A 21,125-nucleotide genomic window follows, 5' to 3' on the forward strand; every position below is an offset into this window, starting at 1 on the left:
ATATGGCTGGATTTGGAAATATTTTGCATATTCAGCCATGCAGTCGGTTTTTGAAAACTCACTGTTTTTTTTTAATATTCGTTAGCTGAAGAAGCTGTTCAATTATCAAAACAACAAAAACAACAATCGAGCAATGAAAAAACTTTTCATTTTCCTCTTCCTCTTAAGCTCAGTTTCATTCGTTGGCTGTGCAAAAACTGAAGCTCCTGTAGAAGCACCTGCAACCGAAGAAGCAGCACCTGCAGCTGAAGAAGCAGCACCTGCAGCAACCGAAGAAGCAGCACCTGCAGCAACCGAAGAAGCAGCTCCTGCAGCTGAAGAAGCAGCTCCTGCAGCTGGCGCAGAAAAGCCTGCAGAAGCTCCTGCAGCAAAATAAGTTCGGTTCTCCGATCTATTTTAAAGGAAGACAGTGCGCAAGCGCTGTCTTCCTTTTTTTTGCCCTGTCAGACGTTAAAGGGGCAAGCGCCGTATCCGTGGTTGTACGGACAGGACAAAAAAAACACGGCCACCAGGGTAACCGTGTCTTTTTTTTGCTGAAGAGCCAGGACCCGAACCCGGAATCGCCTGATCCGGGACCAGGGGTCTCATGCCTGCCTGAAAAAAGCTTATGCCGCAAGCATACCGCGAGGGTTGATTACGGCAAACCCTTTGGCCTGCCTCCGGAAGCCAGCGCCTGAAGCTGAACGTTAAAGTGCTTCCCCTCATCCGGCTTCGTACTCTTGTTCACTCGGTCAATGAAAAACCATCCAGGATTATGGATAATGTACTCCTGCTGATTCCCCGGACAGGCGGCAGACCCGGCGAAGTATGAATATGCAGTGGAAACAAATCGATGATGATCAACGGACGTCAGTGCCAAAGGAACATAAGGGAGGGTAGAGGCACGAACCATTGTTCGCTTCTCTGAATAATACGATTGTGAAAATTTTGCAGAAGTACAGGAGTTTCACCCCCTGGCCACCTCAGGCACGCCATAAGCACCGGAATGCGCGCAACAGGTATCCGTCCTGACATTGCCGAGCGGGATCATCGGCCATCATGTTGACAGCGGAATCGTTGGGGTCTGTAGCAGCTACACAACCGGCACTCAGAGATGAAGGATGATCTCATACGGTGGGAGGAGTGGACTGGTGCTAATGGTGTAGTAAGTGTAGGTGAGAATCAAACAAATTCTGCATGCCTACTGATTTTGTTGGCGTGGTAGAAGCGTATGCAATCAACAATTAACGAAACACCTCAGTATTATGTGGGCCAAGCCGGCACGGAGGACATTTCCTTCAATGCCGGGTGACGAACTTTTCTCGACGGTACCGAATTGTCTGTGAATCGCATACCCTTGAGCTGAAATGGCTTCATGTATTCCCGATAATAACAAGCTCGGCAACTGCAATACTGAGGAGTTTTCCGGCTTCTACACGTATCTCTGTGACCCTTTTATCGGCATTACTTGGTACTGTTTCACCGGAAGGATGATTGTGAGCCAGGATGATAGCATGAGGATTGGTTAAGAGAGTACTCCTGAATACCACTCTTGGATGTATGAGAGATGAGTTTAAGGTTTCCCTGCTCGCCATCTCAAAGCCTGCGATCCTGTTCTTGGTTATGCATGCAGATGGAATAAAACTCCATCTGCGGCTTCTCATGCAGTCCTGTAGATATAAGGAACTCAGCTGAGAATGCAGCGCTCGATATCTTCTTGCCGGCATGGAATATCCGAAATTTTTTGTCTGTATTTTTTATTAAAAAAATATATTGTTACGGTAACCCCCTAAATCATAATCCGAGGTATTACTATGCAAACTATCGCAGAATTACAGGCACAGATAGCGGCCATCCAGAAGCAGATTAAAGAACAAAAAGCTGCAGGCAAAAGAGAAGCAATAGCTGATATTCTTTCAAAGATGCATGAATTTGGCATTTCAATCAATGATATACAGGGGAAAATGCTCTCCGGTAAAGTAAAAAGACCAAAAACAGTTAAATACAGGCTGGAGGATAAAACCTGGAGCGGAAAAGGTAAAAAGCCTAACTGGGTTAAGGCTATTGAGGAAAGAGGCGGGCGGCTGGACGATTACCTTATTGCATGATTCTGTGAGAGCAAATAATTACTGAAAAAAGGGATCACAATTATAGTGATCCCTTTTTTATTTCTCTGCGAATAAGACGCAATTCTTCCCGGAATTAGTAAAAAATTCTACATAATCCGATAAAATTCTTCAAAACGAAGGATACCACACAAACACCAGTCCCCATCAATTCATAGTAACTGTTCAACAATGTGTCGCATCATGTCAATCTCTATTAATAAAGGTATGAAGAGCAGGGCATAGACAAGCAAATTGCATCACCAGGCTTCCAACCACATCTCTTCATGTCGGTGACCTCTTCACCTTTCGCTGACAGGATCGGGTTCATATGATGCATCTCATTGGTCGATCTTGTTATCCTGTCGGCCTTGCATGTATCGTGAGGCGGAAGGCTTTCGAAGCATGTTATGGAAGAGCTTTTTGGCGGGGGATATTTTGCCCTGCATTACGGGGATCCCGAGGGACAGTTTGAGGTACGGTTCCAGGGACAGTTTTGGCTGAAATCACCAGAGAAAGATTGTTCCTTCCGGAAACGAAAAAACCCTGTAACATTTTCCGTTACAGGGTTTTTTCGTTGCTGAGGAGCCAGGACTCGAACCTGGAATTGCCTGATCCAGAATCAGGAGCCTTACCAATTTGGCCACTCCTCAATAAAGTTCAGCATATGATCGTATGGTACACCCGAGAGGATTCGAACCTCTAACCGTCTGATTCGTAGTCAGATACTCTATCCAGTTGAGCTACGGGTGCAACAGTGTAGCGTGTACGGGATTCGAACCCGTGATCTTCGCCTTGAGAGGGCGATGTCCTGGGCCACTAGACGAACACGCCATGATACTGTGTGATGCTAAAGAACGTTCTGCCTTTCTCAGTGGGCCCTGTAGGACTTGAACCTACGACCCAGCGATTATGAGTCGCTTGCTCTGACCAACTGAGCTAAGGGCCCTCAAACCTTCGCTTTAGAGGCTGTTAATATAACTTTTGGCTTCAAATTAGCAAAACAATAATAATTCTTTCAAAGGTTTTTTCCGATCAGGAAAACTCCTTGTATTGCTCCCTTGCGATGTCGGCTCCGAGAGCGGTGAGCTTCGTTTCGATTTTTTCGTATCCCCGGTCGAGGTGGTAGACCCGAAGCACCTCGGTAACCCCCTCTGCAACCAGTCCGGCAAGCACCAGGCAGGCCGAAGCCCTCAGGTCGGTCGACATGACCTTCGTTCCGGAAAGCTTCCGTGGTCCGTGCACCACAGCCTGATTCTTCTTGATCTCGATATGCGCTCCGAGGCGGTTGAGTTCGGGAATGTGATTGAACCGCTCGTGATAGACCCGGTCGGTAATGCGGCTCGTGCCCTCGGCCTGGGTCATGAGCGCAGTCCACTGGGCCTGCATGTCGGTGGGGAAGGAGGGATAGGGTTTTGCGGTGATGTCGGTCGCTCCGAGTTTTCCGGGGCTTTTGAGGGTGACGCTGTCCGCCGTGTGGGTGACGGTGCAGCCGGCATGGGTGAATTTTTTCAGAACCGATCTGAGCTGATCGGGTTCGACTCCCTCGATGGTGATTTCGCCTCCGGTTATGGCGGCAGCGGCAAGCAGGGTGCCGGCTTCAATTCTGTCGAAGACGTTGGTGAACTCGACGGCCGACAGGGAAGGTACTCCTTCGATAACCAGTTCGGTGGTTCCTGTTCCGGTGATATGGGCTCCCATTGCCGAGAGAAAGCGGCAGAGCGTCACGATTTCGGGTTCCGCAGCCGCGTTGGTAAGGGTTGTGGTGCCTTCGGCAAGCACGGCGGCCATCATGGCGTTGCCGGTTGCCCCTACTGAAGAGATCGGGAAGTCGATATGGGCGCCCCGGAGCTTTCCTCCCGGAGCTTTTGCCGTGATGAAGCCGGTTTCTATGGAAATCTCAGCCCCGAGTTTTTCCATGGCCATCAGATGCAGGTCGATCGGCCTTGGCCCGAAAGCGCAGCCGCCGGGCAGTGAAACTCTCGCCTCTCCGAAACGGGCAAGCAGCGGGCCGAGCACGTAGATGGAGGCCCTCATTTTCTTGACAAGCTCATACGGAGCCAGAATGCTCTCGACGTCCCCGGTTGCAACAGTCAGGGTATTATCCGAGAACGATGTTTTTGCGCCGAGATGATTGATCAGCTGGGTGAAGGTCCTGATGTCCTGCAGATCGGGAATTCTGTGCAGCGTGCAGCTTCCCCCGCTGCACAGCAGGGTTGCTGCAATGACCGGCAGCGACGAGTTTTTCGATCCTGAAGCGGTCACTGTGCCCGCTAAACGCTTTCCGCCCTTTATGACAAGCTTGTCCATGGTACTGTGGAGTAATGAAAAAACTCATATTTACTTATTTCGATTCAAAAAAAACAGAAAAAAACACCGGGGCCTTTGATGAGAAGAAAAAAATTATGATTTACCTATTAACTGCACATCCAAAAGGTTCTCTTTTTCCCAAATGCCGGAAAGCATGTTATGTACATGATGATCCCTGAATCCCCGTTACCGAGAGTCCGCTGTCCGCAAAAGCTTGTCTGTTTTCTGCTTCTGTTTTTTCTGTCGCTTCCCTCTTTCACTGCGGCCGTTTCGGCGCCGGTTGTCAATACCGAGATACAGAGGATCAAAAGGGAGCGCCTGTCGGTTGAAAAGACACTCAAACGCCTGCAGCAGGAGCTTCGGGTCTATCAGTCGAAACTCAATACGGCTTCGAAACAGGAAAAACAGTCGCTCAAAACACTGGAAAACATCCGCCGCCAGATACTGGTTACCGAAAAGCTGATCAGCGAGAACCAGAGCTACCTTGCGACGCTCGACGGGGATATCGACAGTCTCGGCAACGAACTGAACGTAAACAGGAAGACGCACGACCGGCTTTCGGAGGGTTTTCGCCGGACCGCGGTTTCCGTATACAAATACGGGCGGAACAGGGAGGCCGAACAGCTGTTTGCCTCGGAATCGATCAACGATGCCCTTGTGCGGTCGAAGTACATGGGCTTTTTCTCCAGAGCGGTAGGCGGCGATGTCGACAGGCTGCAGAAAAGCGCGGTTCAGCTTGAAAACAACCGGGCGACGCTGCAGCAGCGCTACCGTGAAAAAGCCGCCCTTGTCCGGGAGCAGGAACGCCAGCTGAAAAACTATGCCCAGAACCGGAAAGAAAAGGAGAGTGTGCTTGTTCAGCTGAAAAAAGACAAGCAGCAGTATATGGAGCAGCTCAATACCGTAAAACAGAAACGGCAGCAGCTGCAGTCGAAAATACAGAATCTGGTCATGGCGGAACAGAAGGCCGTTGCCGCCGAGGCGGCGCGTCGGCAGCAGCAGCTCGAGGCCCGCCGTCTTGAAGCAAGCCGTCTTGAAGCAAAAAGACTTGAAGAAAAGCGTCTTCTCTCGCAGAAAAAGCCTGAACCCGAAAGGTCTGGTGAACGCGAGGGGAAGCCTCCGGCTTCGGTAAAGGCCAGGCAGGAAAAGTATGCCTCCAGAAAAGAGGTCACCATTGTACCCGATTACACATCGAAAGATATTGAGAGCGTATCGGCCGATTTCGATAAAACATACGGTTCGCTGCCGTGGCCGGTCAGGGGTGGAGTGGTTTCCCAGAAGTTCGGAACCACGCAGGACCGGGACCTGAAAATCGTGACGACAAACAACGGTATCGACATATCCGTACCGGCAGGCACACCCGTACGGGCCGTATCCGGCGGAAAAGTGGTCCAGATAGCCTATCTTCCGACGTTCGGCAATATTGTCATTATCCGCCATCCCAACTCGTACCTGACGGTCTATGCAAATTTAGGCGCCCTGAATGTGGCGAAAAACGACATCATCAAATCCCAGCAGCTGATCGGTGTTTCAGGAAAAATGCCTGAAGGCGGATCGGTTGTTCATTTTGAAATCTGGAAGGGGAAAGTGAAGCAGAACCCTGAAAGATGGCTCAGACGGTAGTAATCAATGGATCTAAGAAAACTTTTTCTGACAATTCGGGTGGTACTGTTTTCCTGCCGGAAATTCTGGGCGGATTTCCGGGCCAGCGGATCCGGGAGCGGCGCGAATGTGCTCAGGGAGTACTCCGTGCCGGTTATCGCGATGGTGCAGCTGGTGAAATTTCCCGTTATCGGTGTTCCCCGCCAGGCGATGATTACGGCCATAGCGAGTTTTCTGGCGGATATGGCCGCCGTTTATCTTCTCGCAGGAGGAACCATGCGCCTTCTCGACCGGGAGAACCGCAACGATATCGAAGAGGGCGTGACGGCTCTGACGGGGTTTTCGCTCACTCCGGTCTGGCTCGCCGAGCCGTTTTTTTTTATTGACGGCTGGAACTGGTTTTTTGCCGCTGCGGCCATCGTTTATGCGATGGTGATATGGCGCTGCGGCTTTCTTCTTCTGCTCGATCGCAAATCGCCGCCGGGGGGAGGCGCCCTGCGCAATTCCCTGATCCTGCTTGCTGCGGTTTCGGTGGCGGTGTTTCTGCTTGAAAAAGGTATGCTTCGCTTATTTAACGGGTTTCCGGTATGATGCACGCCAGGGATTTACATCTCGACTACGGGATTGTCGAGGATCTGCTCAAGGCTTTTCTCCTGAATGAAATCCAGAAATTCGGTTTTCGTTCCGTGGTGATCGGACTTTCCGGAGGCATCGATTCGGCCGTGGCGGTCGAGCTTGCCGCACGTACATTCGGTCCTGAACAGGTGCTTGCGCTTCTGATGCCCTACCGTTCGAGCAGTTCCGAAAGCGTGGAACATGCCGGCCTGATGGTTTCGCGGCTCGGCATCCGTTCGGAAACTGTCGATATCTCCGCACCGGTCGATGCGTTTGTCCGCTCCGTTCCCCAGGACCACCGCATGAGAAGGGGCAATATCATGTCGCGTACCAGAATGGTCTACCTGTACGACGTTTCGGCAAGAGATGGCAGCCTTGTCGTCGGCACCAGCAACAAAACCGAACTGCTGCTCGGCTACGGCACCCTGTTCGGCGATATGGCCTCGGCGGTCAATCCACTCGGCGACCTCTATAAAACCCAGCTGCGGGGCCTGGCGCGACATCTGGGCATACCCGAGCCGATCATCGCCAAGGTGCCGTCGGCGGATCTCTGGGAGGGACAGAGCGACGAAGCCGATCTGGGGTTTTCCTACGAAGAGGTCGATGTCCTGCTGTACATGATGCTTGAAAAGCGCATGGACCGGTCCTCGATTCTTGCCGAAGGGGTGGATGAGGCTTTTTATGACCGGGTCAGAACCATGGTGGTGCGAAATCAGTACAAGAGAACGATGCCGGTCATCGCGAAAATCTCCGGCCGAACCCCCGGCATCGACTTCCGCTACGCGAGGGACTGGCAGGAAAATATCGTTTACCGTTTGCCGTGAGCAGGAAGAATGTGGGCGGTGAGCAGGAAAAACGTGTGCAGTGGGCAGTGCGCGGTGGGAAGGAAAAATTCTGTTTTTTTTCCGCTCACCGCCCACTGCCTACATTCTTTTAGAATGACCGCAGCACCGTGTCGATGAGAAAATGCTTGTCGTCGCGCTGCGGGTAGTCGGTCGTATAGTGCAGTCCCCTTGATTCGCGGCGCTTGATGGCGCTCTCGATGATCAGGCTTGCTACCTTGATGATATTGCGCAGTTCGAGAATCTGCGTGGTGATTTTCGTTCTCTTGTAATAGGCTTCGGTTTCATCCTTCAGGAAATCGATTCTCCGCTGCGCCCTCTGCAGGCGCAGGTCGCTGCGCACGATACCCACATAGTCGTTCATCACCTCCTGTGCTTCGCGCTTGTTGTGCGATACCAGAATCCACTCTTCGGGGTTGACGGTTCCGCTGTCGTCCCAGTCGGGAAATGCCGTGTCGTTCTGCAGGAGAGGGAGCTGCATGCGGATATCGGTGAAGGAGCGCCAGGCGAAGACCAGAGCTTCGAGCAGCGAGTTGCTTGCAAGCCGGTTCGCACCGTGTACGCCGGTGCAGCTGGTTTCCCCGCACGCATAGAGGCGGTTGAGGGTTGTCCGGCCGATGTCGTCGGTACGGATTCCGCCGCATGAATAATGCGCGGCGGGCACAACCGGAATCATCTCCCTGGTCATGTCGATACCGTACCGCAGACAGGTTTCGTAGATATAGGGAAAGTGCTCCCTGGTTTTTGCGGCATCGATGTGGGTGACGTCGAGAAAGACGCACTCGTCGCCCGATTTCTTGATTTCGGAGTCGATGGCTCTTGCCACAATGTCCCTCGGGGCGAGGTTCTGGCGTTTATCGTACTTGTGCATGAACTCCTGACCGTTTTTCAGCTTCAGAATACCGCCGAACCCCCTGACCGCTTCCGATATCAGAAACGATTTCGCCTTCGGATGGAAGAGCGAGGTTGGGTGGAACTGGATGAACTCCATATTGGCGGTTTCAGCCCCTGCGCGGTATGCCATGGCTACGCCGTCTCCGGTCGCTATATCGGGATTGGTGGTGTGCTTGTAGACGTGTCCGAGCCCTCCCGAAGCGAGCATGGTTATTTTCGCGAGGATTTTTTTCGGTTTGCGCTGCATCGAGTCGAGCACGTAGGCGCCGTAACAGGTGATATCGTTGGTCTTGATGCCCAGATGGTGTTCGGTGAGCAGTTCGATTGCGAAGTGGTGTTCGAGCAGCGTTATGTTCGGATGGCTGTTCACGCGCTCCAGGAGGGCGTTTTCGACTTCACGTCCGGTGGAGTCCTGGGCATGCACGATTCTGCTGCGGGAGTGACCGCCCTCCTTGCCGAGGTGGAGATGGTCGTGGTCGGATGTCGTGAACTGGACGCCGAGCTCCGTAAGGCGCTTGATGTGCCGGGGTCCCTCTTCCACCATGATGGTGACCATATCACGGTTGCAGAGCCCTGCACCGGCGTTGAGCGTGTCCTCGATGTGCAGCTCCGCCTTGTCGCCACTGTCGATGGTGGCGGCAATGCCGCCCTGCGCCCAGTTGGTGTTCGATGTCGAACTTTCCTTTTTGGTGATGATGGTGACCGATGCATGGTCGGCCATGTGGACAGCGAAATAGAGCCCCCCTATGCCGCTTCCTATAACCAGAACATCGGTATGGATCGCTTCAGTCATACAGTACTTCCCCCTGGGTAGTTGTTCATGAATGTTTGCCTGGCCTGAGGTGCCGGAGTGCGCTGAGCACGATCAGCACGATGCCAACCATGATGACGATGTGCAGGTAGCCGACGGCTTCAGGGAACATACTTGCTATATAATACCCTGCAAGCGTGAAACAAAGCACCCAGAGCACGGCTCCGGATACGCTGTAAAAAAGAAACACCCGGTAGGGCATGGCGGCCACTCCGGCAAGCGTTGCCGCAAAACTCCGGACGACGGGCACGAATCGTGCAAGAAAAACGGTTTTTGCCCCGTGTTTGCGGTAAAAGGCTTCGGTTTTCAGCAGATGCTCCCGGTGAAAAAACAGCGTTTCCTGCCGGGTAAACAGGGTTTTCTGGAGCTGTTTTCCTATCAGGTAACCGGCCGAATCTCCCAGAACCGCCCCTGCGGCCAGGGTCGCAATCACCCGGGTGATATCCAGCCCTCCGGTTGCCGCGATCAGTCCGGCGGTAATCAGCAGGGAGTCTCCGGGCAGAAAGAATCCCGCGAACAGCCCTGTTTCAGCGAAAATGATGGCAAAAAGCAGAAGATAACCTCCCCAGAGAACCAGTTCGTCGAGGGTTCGGATGTTCTGCAGGGAGGCGAGGAGCTGCATAGACGAATTGGTGGATACGGAGTTGACAAGGGAGTCTCCTTGTGAAACGGGAGACGGGGAACAGGTTTCGAACCATATTCCCCGTCGCAGGTTTTTCGGAACCGCACGATTTCAGGAGAGAATCGCCCGGCGGAAAGCTCCCGGATGCGCCCTCTTTTCTCAGGGCAGAAGCACCGCACAGGAGATGACGGTCGTCCAGAGACCGTTTTCCCCTTCAGCCGACTGCGTGATATTGTATGAGTTGATGATTTTCCCGCTCATCTTGTAGATGCCTTCACGTTCGTCCCAGTCCTTGTTCGGATCGAATTCGATACCGAGAGTCGTGGCCAGCATCGTGGCGGCAAGATCTTCGGCGTATTCGCCCGACTGTTCGTCGGATTCGCCGAACGGGTGGTGTTCCGAGAGATAGCCGTACTGGGTATCGTCGGCAGGTATGGCTACGCCGACCGACGAGGCGATAAGGCGGTTGTACTCATTGGTCGAGTTCCGCGCCATGACGGCAAAGGTTATCTGGCCGGGGGAGAGCAGTTTCAGCCCTTCCTCCACGCTGATGCGCTGGCACTTGGGCGGGAAAATGCTTGAAACGGTGACGAGATTGCATTTTTCGATTTTGGCATCCCTGAGCGCAAGCTCGAATGATGAGAGATACTCTTTGTGTCTTCCGACACCTTTAGTGAAGAATACTTTTGTCGGGACGAATGACAAGGCCGTTCCTCCGGATAGTTAGTGTGTGAATAGTTACGCTCGCTGTAACGAGTTGCTCAATTATAGGAAAAAGCAATGGTATTCAAAACGTTTTTTTCGCGGCCACTTTATAAAACTTTCTTTTGCCCGCCCTGAGGGTTTTCGGCTTTTCAACCAGCGGAATCATGGTGTTCGCGTCTGTGATTTTCTGCTCGTCAATCGTTACGGCATTCTGCTGTATCATTCGCCGGGCCTCGCTTCTGGATGGCGCCGCACCGAGCATCACGAGGAGGTCGATCACCGGACAGGCCTGTCCGTCGAACAGGAAGATTTCGATGTTGTCCGGGGCTTTTTTCTGCACGAAGACCCGGTCGAAATGTTCTTCGGCTTCACCTGCGGCCGTCAGGGAGTAGTACTGGGCGACAATTGCCCTGGCCAGGGTGCGTTTGGCCTCCCTCGGGTTTTCGGCAACGTTTTCGAGCACTCCGGCAAGGGCCTGAGGCGCCAGCAGCCGGCAGTAGGTTTCAGTCAGACCGTCCGGGATGGAGAGCATCCTGCCGTACATGTCGTTGGGCGTATCGTTGAAGCAGATGGCGTTGCCGAGCGATTTCGACATTTTTTCCTTTCCGTCGGTGCCCACAAGCAGTTCCATGGTGATGCAGACCTGCGGTGCGATACCGTATTCCCGCTGCAGGTCGCGGCCGACCAGCAGGTTGAATTTCTGGTCGGTGCCTCCGAGCTCGACATCGTTTTTCAGATGGACCGAGTCCATCCCCTGTGCCAGAGGGTAGAGAAACTCGTGAATGGAGATCGGTTCTCTTGACCGGTACCGGCGTTCGAAGTCGTCGCGTTCGAGCATGCGGGCCACCGTGTAATGGCTTGAAAGCCTTATGACATCGGAAAAACTCATTTTTCCGAGCCAGTCGGAATTGTAGCAGATGGTGGTTTTTCCGGCATCGAGAATTTTCGACGCCTGTTCGAAGTAGCTTTTGCCGTTTTCCCTGGCCTCTTCAGCCGAAAGCTGCGGGCGGGTTTTGCTTTTGCCGGATGGGTCGCCGATCATGGCGGTGAAGTCGCCGATAATGAGGATCGCCTCATGACCGAGATCCTGAAACTCGCGGAGCTTGCGGAGCACCACGGAGTGCCCGAGGTGCAGATCGGGCCGCGACGGATCGGCCCCGAGCTTGATTTTCAGCGGCGAGCCCGTCTGCAGGCTGTGCTGCAGCTTTTTTTCGAGCTCTTCGGTACTGATGATTTCAACGATATTGCCGACAATAATATCAAGCTGTTCCTGTATGGTTGGAAAACGCATGAATGCTCTTGTTTTGCTTAATAGGATTTTCTTACCTGCTGCAGCTGGCGCTCGCTGTCTCTTGCCTTTATGGTTTCCCGCTTGTCGTAGAGCTTTTTGCCTTTGGCCAGCGCGATTTCGATTTTCAGGATTCCCCGGTCGGTGAAAAACGCCTTGAGGGGAATGAGCGTCAGCCCCTTTTCGCTGATTTTAGCCTGCAGTCTGCGGATCTCTTCGCGGTGCAGGAGCAGGCGGCGGCTCCGTTTCGGTTCGAGCTTGTCGAGCGTGTTGTGCTCGTAGGGGGTGATCTGCATGTTTTCGAGCCAGACCTCGCCATGGTGGATGATGGCGAAGCTCTCGTTGAGGCTCGCCTTGCCGAGCCGCACCGATTTCACCTCGCTGCCCAGCAGTTCGATGCCGGCAACCATCGTGTCGAGAATATGAAACTCGAAACGGGCTTTCCGGTTCTGTATCGACTGCACGTACTGCGGTTTGTCTGTTTTTTTCGCCAACTCTTTTCTCAGTGTTTTTCAGGTTGCAAGGTATGACTCCGGTATCAGGTTCCCGATATTGAGCACCAGTTCCGGGTCGAAGCACTTTTTTATCCGGACCATCTCCATGATGCCGCTTTCGCCGTACATGGCAGCCAGATATGGTGATTTCAGCTTTCCGATGCCGTGCTCCGCCGACAGCGTTCCGCCGAGCGCGATGGCTTTTTCGACAAACTCCCGGTAGAGCGACTTGGCCCGCAGAAACTCCTCCCGGTTACGGGGCAGGATGTTCAGGTGCACGTGCGAGTTGCCGATATGGCCGAAGATAATAAAGGTAAAGCGGTTTTTCCGGCACGAAGAGTCGTAAAAATCGAACAGTTCACGGAATGAAGGGTCGGGGACCGCCATATCGGTACTGATTTTGCTTTCCTGCTGGCGGTTCAGCCATTCGTTTACCAGAAGCGGCAGGGCATGGCGGAACGCGGTCAGGCGGCGCTGCTCCTCGCGGTCAAGGGCAATCCAGGTCGTATCGACGAGGGCTCCCGACGACTCCATGATCTCCAGCCACCGCTCCAGGTCGCTCTCCTCGCGTTCGGGGGCGGTCTCCTGTTCAAAGAATATCGCACCGGCCGCGTTTTCGGGAATGTCCGGATAGTCTTTCCGGAGAAAGTCGAGCGAGTTGCCGTCGAAAAACTCGAGAACCCTGGGATTCACCCCGCTTTCAGGGGATTTTGCCTTTGCCGTGAAGCTGAACAGGTCGTCGAAGGCGGCGAAGTACACCAGGCAGGAGAAGAGACGGCGGGGAAGGGGGATGAGTTTCAGGTCCGCTTCGACAATGATGCCGAGCGTGCCTTCGCTTCCGATGAAGAGATCGATCAGGTCCATGCCGGCTTTGGAAAAGTAGCCGGCATTGTGCTTGCTCGTTTCCGGCATGGAGTACTGTGGCCTCAGGAACGAGAGCGTTCCGGAAAGAGGCAGCTCGATATGGAACAGGCCCTCTTCGTCGGCAAGGTGTTTTCCTCTCGGAATATCGAAAAGATCGCCTCCCGGCAGCGCGACAAGAATTCTCAGGATATGATCCCGCGTCGGGCCGTATCTGAATGTTCGTGCGCCGGAGGAGTTGTTGGCGATGGTGCTGCCGATGAAGCAGAGCCCTTCGGTAGGATCGGGAGGGTAGAGCCAGCCGGCCTGCTCGACCTTTCGCTGAACCTCTTCGAGCAGGGCTCCGGCCTGTACGGTAATGGCAGCTTCGTTTTCCGATAACCTCGCCGGTTCGCCGATCTTCCCGAGCCTCTGCATGGAGATCACCCAGTCCCCTTCGGGAATGCGTCCGCCGGTAGTTCCGGTGCCGTTTCCCGCAATGGTGAAGCGTTTCCCTTCTTTTCCGGCCGAACGGAGCAGTTCCGCGACCTCTTCACCGGTTTCGGGGAAGTAGACTCCGGGTGTTTTTCCTGTTTTCAGGTTGCTTGTATCGGAGAGAAACTCCGCTATGGATGCCGGGTCGCTTTTGTAGATCATGGTTCGCTTCCGTTTTCTTCTCCGTCACCGGTCTCGCGGTTTTCCTCCACAGGCGATGCTGCCGGTGTTTCATCGGCAGCATTGGCCGGGGTCGCGCTTTCGACTGCAGGCCGCAGACTGTCGGGTCCGGTTGCCGGGGAAGGGGACTTCCTCGCTCCGGAGCGCACGGAAGAGGGCTGCAGTTTTTTGTCGCCCCTGACATAGTACCTGATCAGCTCACGGGCAATAGGCGCAGAAATGGAGCCGCCGAATCCCGAATTTTCGACAAGCACGGTGATGGCGATTTTCGGATTGTCGAGCGGAGCGAAGGCTATGAACCACGCGTGGTCAAGTCCGTGGGGGTTCTGCGCCGTTCCGGTTTTTCCTGCTACGGGAATATCCGCAATATTGGCCATCGTTCCCGTTCCCTGAAGCACGACACCGCGCATGGCTTCACGGATGTAGGCCAGATTTTTTGCCGACAGGGGAAGGCTCCGTTTTATGTACGGGAGCGCCACATACCTTCCCGTAGCCGTATCGCGGTACCCTTTGACCAGATGCGGCTGATACCAGGTGCCGTTGTTGGCGATCGCGGCGGTATAGGCCGCCAGCTGCACCGGAGTGGTCCCGAGTTCTCCCTGGCCGATGGCAAGGCTGATCAGATAGCCTTTGGTCCATTTGTCGCGGCCGTATCGCCGGTTGAAATACTCGACCGAAGGCAGGATTCCCGAACGCTCGCCAGGCATGTCGATGCCGGTTTTTTCTCCGAACCCGAACATCCGGCCGTACTTCGTCCAGTTGTCGAATCCTGTTTTGAACATCAGATTGAAGAAGTAGACGTTGCTCGACTGAATGAGGGCTTTTTTCATGTCGATAGCCCCCAGTGCGTGGCCGGCATGATTCTGGAATCTTCTGTTTCCGTAGGTAAAGCTTCCCCGGTCGAGAAATTTCGCATCGGGATCCGCTTTTCCCTCTTCGAGGGCGGCCATGGCAAGCACCATCTTGTAGATGGAGCCCGGCGGGTAGACCGCCTGCAGCGTACGGTTGAAGAGCGGTTTCTGCGGATTGTTGATGATATTTCGCCATCCGTCGGGATCGGTCGATCCGTTGAAAATATCGAGGTCGTAATCAGGGGCGCTGACAAGTGCGAGGATGCCTCCGTTCGACGGATCGATGGCCACCACGGCGCCGGATTTTCCGGTTTTCCGTATCAGTTCCTCGGCAAGCTGCTGCAGGCCGGCATCGATGTTCAGGTAGAGATCGTCGCCCCGTATGGCAGGGATGTCACTGTTGCCGTCGTCATATTTGCCGACAAACCTTCCGAGCGGATCGACCATTTCGAAACGGGCGCCTTTCTGACCCTTCAGCCGCTCCTCGTAGATTTTTTCGAGACCGCTGAAGCCGATCTTGTCCTCCTGGGTATAGCCCTCCTCGGAAAGCTTTTCGAGCTCTTCCTTCGGAATCAGCCGCTGGTAGCCGAACAGGTGCGATCCGTAAAGGAAACCGGTATATTTTCGTTTGTTGTCGGCCTCGATGACCACTCCGGGAAGCTGCCAGAGATTTTCACTCAGGCGGGCTATGATCACCGGGTTCAGGTTTTTGGTGACGGTCACTGCCGAAAAGCGGTTGAAGCGCTCTCCTTTCCGGATTTTTTCGGCAAGCTCTCCGACCGGCATGTTCATCAGCCGTGCAAAAAAGCCGGTTTTCGATTTCCGGAACTCGGAAGGGATGACCCTTACCGAATAGAGCGGCTGATTGTCCACGACGATCAGCCCGTTCCTGTCGATCATCCGACCCCGAGGCGCCTGTATCCAGATTCTGCGGATGCTGTTGGTGCTCGATATGGAGCCGAGCTCCTGAAAATTCAGAACCTGGAGATAGAAGAGGCGGGCGAGCAGCAGGGAAAATACCGCGACAACGATATAGGTAACCAGCGATGCTCCCCGTTGAATGGTATCCATTGGTTACTCGGAAAGGGTTTTTCTCAGAAACAGCCGGTAGATGGCAATGGTCAGGAGCAGATTCATCATGCAGGCCAGGGCTCCGGAGACGAATACGCGGTAGAGGAGCGGTTCCCCGAGAGGATTTTTTGCCAGGCTGAATACCAGATTTCCCGTAAACGAAGCGAGCACGACGCCGAGATAGAGCATTCTGGACTTCTGGGTCATGGTCGCATGGCTGTTTTCCGGTACATGGCAGTATCCTGCCGTGAATCCTTCGATCGTTCTGGTGAGCAGCACGATACCCATGTTTCCGGAAAGGGCTCCGGCGAGGAACCCGGCGGCAAATCCGAAGGTCATGCCTTTCCGCTGTCCGGTGAAAACCGACATGAAGGCCAGAAAGACGGTAACGGCATCGGGCGAAACGCCCAGCAGCGTCAGTCGCGAAAAACCGAATACCTGCAGCAGCGTGACTGCAAGCAGGATGATGATGGGGAGGGTAAGGGTTTTTGTCACAGCTCAGTTCACAGGGTTGATGATTGCCGGTTTATCCTGGGGCAGGACGCTTTCGAGCATCTCTATCTTTTCCGGGTCTTTCTTTGCCGGCGCTACCAGTACGTGGGTCAGGGTCGAGAAATCGACCGCCAGGCGGACAGTGATGTCGTAAAAAAGTTTGTCCGGTTTGATGCGGACAATCCGTCCGACGGGTATGCCGCTTGGCGCGAAGGTGCTGAAGTCCGTCGTCAGCATCAGTTCGCCCTTTTTCAGCGGACTGCTTATCGGAATGTGCTCGATCTGGGCAAGATGCTCCGCACCGCCGTTCCAGCTGAGTATACCCAGAGCGCTGCTTCTGTCGGACATGACGCTCACCTTGAAGTCGCTGTGTATGACCGGCATCACGCCGGCGTAATGCCGGGATACGAACACGACCCTTCCGACCAGCCCGTGAGGGGTAAGCACCGTCATGTCCGGGCGGATGCCCCGGTCTTTTCCGGCATCGATCAGGAGCATGTTTTCCCTTGAACTGAATTTCCGGTCGATCACCCTGGCGATGATGTAGCCCGAGGTGTCGAATGTGGAGTCGGCCAGCAGTGCGCGCCTGGCTTTTTCGTTTCTGAGCGCCGTCTCGCTGCGCAGGGTTCTGGAGAGCATCTCCGCGTTGATTTTCAGCAGCCGTTCGTTTTCCCCGCGGAGATTGAGCAGGTAACCGTAGCTCGATATTTTCTCATTGATCGACGCCTGGAGCTCGGTGCCGCCGCTCCGTATTTTCGAGAGCATGTCGTCCTGCTCGAACCTGATCAGGAGGAGAGCGATACCGCAGTAAAGCAGCAGGAGCAGGTAGGCGTTATGTTTGAGGAGAAAACTGAAAAACTTCTGCACGATCACAAATTCCGTTTAAGATACCTGATGCCGTCCGCTCCTGTAGTCCGCAAGCCCGTGTGGTTTGCCTGAGCGGTTATTTTTATTACATTTTCCTGTTTCAGGTACAGTATTGTTCCTGGCCAATATGACAAGTTGTCAACATATGGTGCAAAACATAAATATAACAGATAAATTTATTGTTGTCGGCGACAGAGTGTTAATCAAGCCGAAATCTCTCGACGAACGCACAAAATCAGGCATATACCTGCCTCCGGGCATTCAGGAAAAAGCCCGGATCCAGAGTGGTTATGTCATCAAGACCGGGCCGGGCTATCCGGTAGGACCGCCGCCGGAATCCGACGAGCCCTGGAAGGAGCAGCTTACCGGCGCGCAGTACATTCCCCTGCAGGCGAAAGTCGGTGATCTGGCCATTTTCATCCAGAACAGCTCCTATGAGATCGAGTATGAGGAGGAGCGCTACATCATCGTGCCCAACTCGGCGATTCTGCTTCTCATCAGGGAGGACGACGATCTTGAATATTATCTGAAATAACCGGCGGGCAGTTACGGGCCGCATCAAGTTTTCCAGTAACGGGGTACGCTCAGGGCGGAGCCCCGAACCCCTTAGCAACGCGATCATGACTTCTGAACCTGTAGAGCCGTTTCCATCAAAAGAGGAGTTGCTTCTCCGTGTAGGGCAGTTGAAAAAAGAGCTGAATGCGGTTCTGCTTGCCCATTACTACACGCTTCCCGAAATTCAGCAGGCAGCCGATGTTGTCGGCGACAGCCTTGCCCTGGCGCGCAGTGCGGAGAAAACCGGCGCTGACGTGATCGTTTTTGCGGGCGTTTACTTCATGGCCGAGACAGCCAAGATTCTCAATCCCGAAAAGCTGGTGCTCGTTCCCGACGAATATGCCGGATGCCCGCTGGCCGACAGCTGTTCTCCGGAGGAGTTCATGCAGTTCCGCCGGCAGCATCCCGGCGCGGTTGCCGTCAGCTATATCAACTCTTCGGCGGAGATAAAGGCGCTTTCCGATCTTATCTGCACCTCTTCGAACGCCGAGCGGATCATCCGCTCCATTCCTGCCGGGCAGAAGATAATTTTCGGGCCGGACCGCAATCTCGGCGGCTACCTCATGAAAAAGCTGCAGCGGGAGATGGTGCTCTGGCAGGGGTACTGCTATGTACACGAAGCGTTTTCCGAAGAGTACATTCTCGAAGCGTGCCGGCAGTACCCCCATGCCCTCCTGATAGCGCATCCGGAGTGCAGGGAGGAGGTGCTGCGCCATGCCGCTTTCGTCGGCTCCACCCAGGCGCTGCTCGACTTTACGGTATCGAGCCAGTCCTCCGCTTTCATTGTTGCAACCGAGCCGGGCATTCTCTACGAAATGCAGAAACGTTCGCCCCTGAAACAGTTCATTCCGGCGCCCAAGGACATGCAGAACCCGCGCAGCGTCTGCAAGCAGATGAAGCAGAACACGCTCGAAAAGCTGGTGCAGTGCATGCAGGAGCGCAAGCCGGAGGTGGTGCTGCCCGAAGATCTCAGAACCGCCGCCCTGAAGCCGATTCGGCGTATGCTCGATCTTTCGGCCTGAACATGACTTTACCGGGCGCCGGACCGGGTCGGCGCCGTTTCACTCTCGAACCATCAAACCCTCATCACGTATGGAACGCTTTTTCGGACGCACATCCAGAGGGATGTCGATCATGACCACCGTTCTGGTCCTGTTTTTCAGCGCCGCCGATGCCTGCGCATGGCATGACCGGACGCATATGGCCGTCGCCCAGGCTGCGGGGTTCGAACGCTGGTACAGCGCCGCGGCTCCCGATGTGGTGAAGTCGAGGGATATGTTCAGGCCCGTCGAGGAGAAGAACCACTACTACAACAACAACGCAGACAGGAAAGTGACGGCGCGGATGGTCATGGAGCAGGTGGAGCGCTTCAACCTGCCTGATGACGAAGAGGGGCACCTTTACGGGGCGATTATCGGTTCCGTCAGGGACTATAAAAAGCTGAGTGCGACCGGCAAGTATGCCGACTATCCGCTCGTGTTCTGCGCCCACTATGCCGGCGATCTCTCCATGCCGCTGCACAATACCGTCTACGACGACTTCAACAGGGAGCGCCACGGCGTCAACGACGGCATTATCGAATGCAACGCCCTGAACAATATCGGCTATATCCAGCGGAGCATGTACGATATCCGTATCGAAAGCGAGGAGGATCTTGCCCGCGAAATCGCACGGGTTGCCGAAACCGCCCGCAGGCTTGGCCGGAAGATCAGAAAAGAGAACCGCAACATGACCCAGGCCGAGACCTATACGCAGGTCATTCACAGCGCGTCGCTCTTCAGGGCCATTCTTCGCTACGTCGGAAAGAACCCCTGCTGATCAATACCTAAAACATGGCAAGCCAGGAACAGCTTTCGGTTCTCCTGCGGGGAGTCGCCTCATGGAACCTGTGGCGCCGTCAGAATGGCATGGCGTATCCGGACCTCCAGGGCGCGGATCTCCAGGGCTTCGACCTCCGTGATGCCGACCTGAGCGGCGCGAGTCTTTCCGGAGCGAATCTGCGGGATTCGGACCTCGGCGGAGCCGATCTCAGGGGGGCCGATCTCGATGGTGCGGATCTTGGAGGAGCCCGGCTGAGCAAAAGCACGATCGACATCAATACCCGGTACGAAACCCTGCTGGGGTGCGATATCGGCGTCAACGGTTTTTATTCCGCCCCGACCGATTCCGCGGCGCTCATGCGTCTCGATCCTCCGGGAAACTCCATGCAGGGGTCCAATGCCGAGGCGGTGATCGAGAGTCTCCGGCAGGCCAGAAAACTCCATACCTTTTCCATGATCCTTGCCGGCATCGGCCTCCTGTTCATCGTCATCCGGCCGAAATCGATATCCCTTCCGTACCTGTCAGGCTCCTTCAAGTTCGATGACCTCAGCTATGCCTTTCTTGCCGCCCTGCTCTCGACCGGCCTCCTGAGTCTTGTGGCTACCTTCATCGACTCGGCCCTGCAGGGTGCGCGCTATCTCAACGACCGCCGTTCGGTCATGACCGTCGGGCATTTCCCCTGGGTGCTTTCAAAATATGAGCAGAATCCGGAGGTCCGCCGTCAGTCGAAAATCCTGCGGTTTTTTCTCAGTTTCCATCCGCTGGTCTATCTCTACTTTTTCGTCAAGTGGGATGCGCTGTTTTCCGGCGACTGGGCAGGGGTTGTCAGTCACTACCAGGAGCTTCCCGTCGTGCTCGGCGAATGGCTGCTGCCGGTTTTCTATGTGATGCTTTTCAGGCTTTGCCTGCGGATTTTCAGGCTTTCCGCCGGCTTTCAGAAGCCGATTCTTTTCGACGCCGAAACCGAACGGGAGCGGCGCTCCGACATGGAGCGTCTCGCCCATGCCGTTGAAGCGCAGGCTGCGGAGATCGCCGCACTCGCCACCCTCCTGCGGGAGGAAAAAGAGCGGTGAGGGATTGACAGGGAGCGGTCGGGGTCGGGCATTATCAGGCTCTTGGTGTTGAACGCTCTCCGGAGTTCGATCGATGCTGCAGGGGAATTCGTGCCATGGCCCGAAAATCACCATCCTGTTTTGCCTGCCGGTGAAAAATCGTTACACTTCAGCAATTCATTCGATAGTACGGTGCCGGATGCGTAATGCTGCCGGATAATAGGGAAGTACGTCTGAATCGTATACTGTACCCGCAACTGTAAGATGGTTTGCCGTGAGTCGATACGGACAGCTCTGTCCGGATGGTCGTTGCGGTTCGCGGGCATGCACTCTGCCGATTCCAGATACCACGGGAAAAGCAGGGGAAGGATGCCGCAGGAAAAAGCGTCGGAAGTCGATGCAACCGTCGAAGTCAGGAAACCTGCCGTAATTGCTTGTCGCCGATCGGCTTCGGGAATAGAGCCGGGTGACCTTTTCAGCCGTCTGATCTTTTTTTATTTCATGATCTTTTTTCGTCAGTATGGTGAGGTTATATTATCCATACTATTGCCCCCCTAAAGACAGTAGCAATGGCTTGCAAGCTTGTTGTCCGGGTAAGGTAACTTATTGAATATAAAGGGTTTACCTATCAACA

Annotated in this window: 20 protein-coding genes, 4 tRNA genes and 1 riboswitch; of the genes, 9 read left to right on the forward strand and 15 right to left on the reverse strand. The window is 54.5% G+C overall.

What is annotated here, in order from left to right; all coding sequences use genetic code 11:
• Positions 1-133 precede the first annotated feature (133 nt).
• Positions 134-376, forward strand: coding sequence for a hypothetical protein (locus WBP50_RS06510; protein WP_423932577.1), 243 nt, complete (start codon positions 134-136; stop codon positions 374-376).
• A gap of 976 nt (positions 377-1,352) precedes the next feature.
• Here the strand turns inward: WBP50_RS06510 and WBP50_RS06515 are convergent.
• The gene (locus tag WBP50_RS06515; protein WP_423932579.1) at positions 1,353-1,643 is read right to left on the reverse strand and encodes a JAB domain-containing protein; all 291 of its coding nucleotides are present in this window, start codon (positions 1,641-1,643) and stop codon (positions 1,353-1,355) included.
• Between the two features lie 150 nt (positions 1,644-1,793).
• Between WBP50_RS06515 and WBP50_RS06520 the strand changes: the two genes are divergently transcribed.
• Positions 1,794-2,087 (forward strand): H-NS family nucleoid-associated regulatory protein, encoded by a 294-nt coding sequence (locus WBP50_RS06520; RefSeq protein ID WP_423932581.1) that lies wholly within the window; start codon positions 1,794-1,796, stop codon positions 2,085-2,087.
• A 577-nt stretch (positions 2,088-2,664) separates the two neighbouring features.
• Here WBP50_RS06520 and WBP50_RS06525 read toward each other — a convergent pair.
• From WBP50_RS06525 to murA, 5 genes are all read right to left on the reverse strand, one after another.
• Positions 2,665-2,737: transfer RNA gene (locus tag WBP50_RS06525), tRNA-Gln, on the reverse strand.
• Between the two features lie 23 nt (positions 2,738-2,760).
• Positions 2,761-2,837 (reverse strand) — tRNA-Arg (locus WBP50_RS06530).
• Positions 2,838-2,844: 7 nt separating this feature from the next.
• A tRNA-Glu gene (locus WBP50_RS06535) sits at positions 2,845-2,918 on the reverse strand.
• 41 nt (positions 2,919-2,959) lie between these two features.
• Positions 2,960-3,033 (reverse strand) — tRNA-Ile (locus tag WBP50_RS06540).
• Positions 3,034-3,119: 86 nt separating this feature from the next.
• Complete coding sequence (gene murA / locus WBP50_RS06545) at positions 3,120-4,394, reverse strand: UDP-N-acetylglucosamine 1-carboxyvinyltransferase (protein WP_423932582.1); 1,275 nt, start codon at positions 4,392-4,394, stop codon at positions 3,120-3,122.
• Positions 4,395-4,559: 165 nt separating this feature from the next.
• Here murA and WBP50_RS06550 point away from each other — a divergent pair, with 165 nt between their 5' ends.
• Genes WBP50_RS06550 through WBP50_RS06560 form a run of 3 tightly spaced genes read left to right on the forward strand, consistent with a single transcriptional unit; the run spans position 4,560 to position 7,435 of the window.
• Entirely contained in the window at positions 4,560-6,017 is a 1,458-nt protein-coding gene (locus WBP50_RS06550; protein WP_423932584.1) for a peptidoglycan DD-metalloendopeptidase family protein, read from the forward strand.
• A 6-nt stretch (positions 6,018-6,023) separates the two neighbouring features.
• On the forward strand, positions 6,024-6,587 hold the full coding sequence (locus WBP50_RS06555) for a hypothetical protein (protein WP_423932586.1): 564 nt from the start codon (positions 6,024-6,026) through the stop codon (positions 6,585-6,587).
• A complete protein-coding gene (locus WBP50_RS06560; RefSeq protein WP_423932616.1) occupies positions 6,587-7,435 on the forward strand; it encodes an NAD+ synthase in 849 nt (282 codons plus the stop codon). Before WBP50_RS06555 ends, WBP50_RS06560 begins: the two co-directional genes overlap by 1 nt.
• Positions 7,436-7,544: 109 nt before the next feature.
• On the opposite strand, the gene nadB is transcribed toward WBP50_RS06560, so the two are convergent.
• From nadB to mreC, 9 genes are all read right to left on the reverse strand, one after another.
• Positions 7,545-9,140 (reverse strand): L-aspartate oxidase, encoded by a 1,596-nt coding sequence (nadB, locus tag WBP50_RS06565; protein WP_423932588.1) that lies wholly within the window; start codon positions 9,138-9,140, stop codon positions 7,545-7,547.
• A 25-nt stretch (positions 9,141-9,165) separates the two neighbouring features.
• The gene (locus WBP50_RS06570; RefSeq protein WP_423932589.1) at positions 9,166-9,780 is read right to left on the reverse strand and encodes a DedA family protein; all 615 of its coding nucleotides are present in this window, start codon (positions 9,778-9,780) and stop codon (positions 9,166-9,168) included.
• Positions 9,781-9,939: 159 nt separating this feature from the next.
• On the reverse strand, positions 9,940-10,485 hold the full coding sequence (locus WBP50_RS06575; RefSeq protein WP_423932591.1) for a pyruvoyl-dependent arginine decarboxylase: 546 nt from the start codon (positions 10,483-10,485) through the stop codon (positions 9,940-9,942).
• 82 nt (positions 10,486-10,567) lie between these two features.
• Complete coding sequence (gene tyrS / locus WBP50_RS06580) at positions 10,568-11,776, reverse strand: tyrosine--tRNA ligase (RefSeq protein ID WP_423932592.1); 1,209 nt, start codon at positions 11,774-11,776, stop codon at positions 10,568-10,570.
• Between the two features lie 17 nt (positions 11,777-11,793).
• On the reverse strand, positions 11,794-12,267 hold the full coding sequence (smpB, locus tag WBP50_RS06585; RefSeq protein ID WP_423932593.1) for an SsrA-binding protein SmpB: 474 nt from the start codon (positions 12,265-12,267) through the stop codon (positions 11,794-11,796).
• A gap of 18 nt (positions 12,268-12,285) precedes the next feature.
• On the reverse strand, positions 12,286-13,764 hold the full coding sequence (locus tag WBP50_RS06590; protein WP_423932594.1) for an FAD-binding oxidoreductase: 1,479 nt from the start codon (positions 13,762-13,764) through the stop codon (positions 12,286-12,288).
• Positions 13,761-15,704 (reverse strand): penicillin-binding protein 2, encoded by a 1,944-nt coding sequence (gene mrdA, locus WBP50_RS06595; protein ID WP_423932596.1) that lies wholly within the window; start codon positions 15,702-15,704, stop codon positions 13,761-13,763. Before mrdA ends, WBP50_RS06590 begins: the two co-directional genes overlap by 4 nt.
• A gap of 3 nt (positions 15,705-15,707) precedes the next feature.
• Positions 15,708-16,199: a rod shape-determining protein MreD gene (mreD, locus tag WBP50_RS06600; RefSeq protein WP_423932598.1), complete on the reverse strand. Its 492-nt coding sequence runs from the start codon at positions 16,197-16,199 to the stop codon at positions 15,708-15,710.
• Positions 16,200-16,202: 3 nt separating this feature from the next.
• Positions 16,203-17,063: a rod shape-determining protein MreC gene (mreC, locus tag WBP50_RS06605; protein ID WP_423932600.1), complete on the reverse strand. Its 861-nt coding sequence runs from the start codon at positions 17,061-17,063 to the stop codon at positions 16,203-16,205.
• Positions 17,064-17,208: 145 nt separating this feature from the next.
• Here mreC and WBP50_RS06610 point away from each other — a divergent pair, with 145 nt between their 5' ends.
• The 4 genes from WBP50_RS06610 to WBP50_RS06625 all read left to right on the forward strand — a co-directional run bounded on the left by WBP50_RS06610 (position 17,209) and on the right by WBP50_RS06625 (position 20,512).
• Entirely contained in the window at positions 17,209-17,598 is a 390-nt protein-coding gene (locus WBP50_RS06610) for a co-chaperone GroES (protein ID WP_423932602.1), read from the forward strand.
• 85 nt (positions 17,599-17,683) lie between these two features.
• Positions 17,684-18,640: a quinolinate synthase NadA gene (gene nadA, locus WBP50_RS06615; protein ID WP_423932603.1), complete on the forward strand. Its 957-nt coding sequence runs from the start codon at positions 17,684-17,686 to the stop codon at positions 18,638-18,640.
• A gap of 70 nt (positions 18,641-18,710) precedes the next feature.
• Entirely contained in the window at positions 18,711-19,436 is a 726-nt protein-coding gene (locus WBP50_RS06620) for a hypothetical protein (protein ID WP_423932604.1), read from the forward strand.
• Positions 19,437-19,450: 14 nt separating this feature from the next.
• A complete protein-coding gene (locus tag WBP50_RS06625; RefSeq protein ID WP_423932606.1) occupies positions 19,451-20,512 on the forward strand; it encodes a pentapeptide repeat-containing protein in 1,062 nt (353 codons plus the stop codon).
• 152 nt (positions 20,513-20,664) lie between these two features.
• Positions 20,665-20,934, forward strand: a riboswitch (cobalamin riboswitch).
• Positions 20,935-21,125 lie beyond the last annotated feature (191 nt).

Source organism: Chlorobium sp., assembly GCF_049593655.1.
GTDB lineage: Bacteria > Bacteroidota > Chlorobiia > Chlorobiales > Chlorobiaceae > Chlorobium.